The 2,836-nt window shown below is 63.5% G+C and carries 2 protein-coding genes; one reads left to right on the forward strand and one right to left on the reverse strand.

Going from position 1 to position 2,836, the window contains the following annotated elements:
* The coding region (locus tag OXF11_04785) for a hypothetical protein (GenBank protein MCY4486415.1) at window positions 1–412 on the forward strand (412 nt) is incomplete at its 5' end.
* 713 nt (window positions 413–1,125) lie between these two features.
* Here the strand turns inward: OXF11_04785 and OXF11_04790 are convergent.
* Window positions 1,126–2,836, reverse strand: a 1,711-nt coding sequence (locus OXF11_04790) for a hypothetical protein (protein ID MCY4486416.1), incomplete at its 5' end; no start/stop codon positions are given.

Genomic DNA, 2,836 nt, shown 5'->3' on the forward strand with positions numbered 1-2,836 from the left:
CCCCGAGCCGTTTCGGGATCAGGCTGAGGCTGTAGAAGTGGAAGGGAACAGCGGCGTTGCCGAAACCCGCCAGCGGCATCCTGCCGCAACCCGGGCGCAAACGTGTCGCTTCACGGCGCTTAATCGTGAACCTGAATACCTGACCCTCGAGACGCACGACGAACGGTCCTGGGAGGTTGGCGATGGGTTAGATCGTGGACAGGAAACCGAACGGATCGAGCTTGGCGAACCCGAGCCCAGGCACGAGACCGGGATGACGTCGCCGGATCGGGACGAGGAACGGACGCAGGAGTCTCCCGACGCCGGCCAACTGGATCAGGAATTTGCCGACGAGCGAACCGAAGACGGCGGCCCGGCGTCCGAATCCGAACAGGAAAACGCAGGAACCGGTACAGCAACCGCTCGATCTTGACCTCGGCCTGTGGCGCCTCTCCCCTCGTTCCGGCCAGACCCTGCGCTCATTCCTCAACGAGAACCATCCGAATGGCGGGCGCCGTCTCGTCCGCGCCTGCCCAAAAAGGCCGCGGCTGAGCCGGAGTCCGCCATCATGATCCTGCGCAGGCCGGTCGCGAACGCCGATCGGTAGCGGCAAGCACCAAACTGGTATCAGCCATGCTCCTGCCGGCGCATGCCCACCCTGGGAAAACGCCGAGTCCTTGGGAAAAGTTCCGCCAGCCCGTGACGGTTGAGTCACTGCTGTAAACGGGATGTGTTACACGCAAACCCCTTGAACATCCACGCATGTGTTTTTTTCGAACACGGGGCGCGTCGCAATTTGACACCGGGTTTCCCAAGCTCATGTATAGCGTTCCTGACGGCACCGGAGCACGTCGGCGCAGCCAAGGCAGGGAAGGGCGGGGCCAACAGCCCCCGCTGTGTGGCGTGAGAACCAGAGCCCGCGCACGCGGTCAGGAACGATGAAACCACGGGTACAAGCGAACGGGAATCGGCGCCGGAGGACCCGGCGGACGGGAGCCGTCACGGCGATTGAGTGGCGGTCAGTGGGATGGTACTGAAGTGGGTCGTCGTTTCGGCACACGCGAGGGTTGCCATTACAGAGAAAAGGGGCGGCGGGCCGAAACCCGCCGCCCCCGTAAGTGCAGCCTTGAGCCGTCGACCGGCCGATTACTGCTTCTTCTCGGCTCCGAAGGCGCCGACCATGGTGTGGGTGCTACCGAACATGGACTGGAACCTGCCGATGACAGTCGTCGGCACGTTGCTGCCATCCCCAGACGGAGTATTGCCGGGCTTCTCATCGTACATCTGGCCGTTCCAGCCGCCCGATGCCGGCGCCGCGTTGCCGTCGATGGACCAGACCGTCTTGCCCATCGTGGACTCGTCTATGTCGGTCGTGGACGGGTCATCAGCAGTCATTCCGAACTGGCCAAACGGATCGGTCGCGTCACCGTCGGTCCCAGCATCCCAGCCGGAGCGGTTCAACTTCACGCTCCAGGGCACGGCCTCGTCGTTGGCCATGAAGTTGTTGATCGTACCTGTGACTCCTCCGTTGCTAGCATTTGCGGCGAACTTCGCGGTCAGGGTCGCATCCGCTGTGAAATGGCCTGCGTCGCCGCCACGCAGCGGGTCGTTGATGGCAAACTTCCCGGCCGCCTTGCCGGCATAGGTAGCCGATCCGCCGAGGGTCGCAGGATCATCTGCCTCTACGGTGATGGCGGCAACGCCGGTGTTCCCGAAGAATGCGCTCGCTTTGGTTGGCCCGTCGGCATTCTGTTGCAGCCACCATCCGAAATAGAGGTAAGTATTGTCGGGACTGGACAGCTTCGCGCCAACATCATGGATGAACGTCCATGACGAGCCGAGCGTAATCTTGGCGCCGTCACCATCGACGTTACAAGGCGCCGTCGCACACACGTAGACTCCCTTCGCGCCTCGGAGGTAGCCCTGCACCAGCACGCGCCCAGCTACATCGGGGGTGAAGGTCTTGGTGCCGGCCGTTGGGAAGCCGGTTCCCTTGAAATCCGTTGACTCAGTGTCATCAGCAATTGAGATGGTCCTCCCTGCGACGCCCGTGCCGGTGCCGAGGGTTAGTCCTGTATCACCGACTACCCCAATATTGGCCTGAGTGATCTCCTTCTGCGTGCCTGCGCCCCGTTTTGTATAGACCATGGCTTCGTTGGTCACCTTCGTCCCGGTGTCCGTATGGGCGTACTTCATACTCTTCCAGTCGCCCAACGTCCCTGCGGAACCCTCTACAGCCTTCATAGGCTGTCCGTCCTCAGCGTCTGTTGCGCTATCGGCTGTTGGCACTCCGAGCGTCAATCCGGACGATCCGAGTGTCGCGAGAGGAGTGTCGGTGTCCATCCGCAGATTGCCAAGGGGGTTGTCCCCCAGCGCCTTCTCCAAGGCCTTGCCCTTGGTGGCCATGGCCTTCATCCGCTCTTCCTCGGCCATCCTCTCGGCCGCGTCCATGCGATCCTGCTCGGCCTTTTGAAGATCCGCGATCTGCTTCTGCAGAGCTTTGATCGCCTCGGCCTGATTGTTGGCTTCCGTCTGCGCTCGCTCCAGAGCCGCGGTGGCGGCCTGCAGCGCCACATGGGTAGGATCCACGCTGGCGAGAGTGGCCCTAGCGGCTTCAAGGGCGGCGGTGGCATCGGTAACCGCCTGCGTCTTGACGCCCAAGTCCGCCGCGGCGGTCGCTGCGTCCGTCAACGCTACTGCCAGTGCGGCGCCCGCCTCGGCCAACGTATCGGCGTCCGCATTGGCCACCGCGGTTTGCGCGGCGCTCAGCGCGGCAGCGGCTGCGGTGTATGCCGCCGTGGACATGGCCTCGGCCTGATCCGCAGCGGTCAGAGCGGCGATGGCCTCGTCCACGGCC

The organism is Deltaproteobacteria bacterium, from assembly GCA_026712905.1.
GTDB lineage: Bacteria > Desulfobacterota > Binatia > UBA9968 > JAJDTQ01 > JAJDTQ01.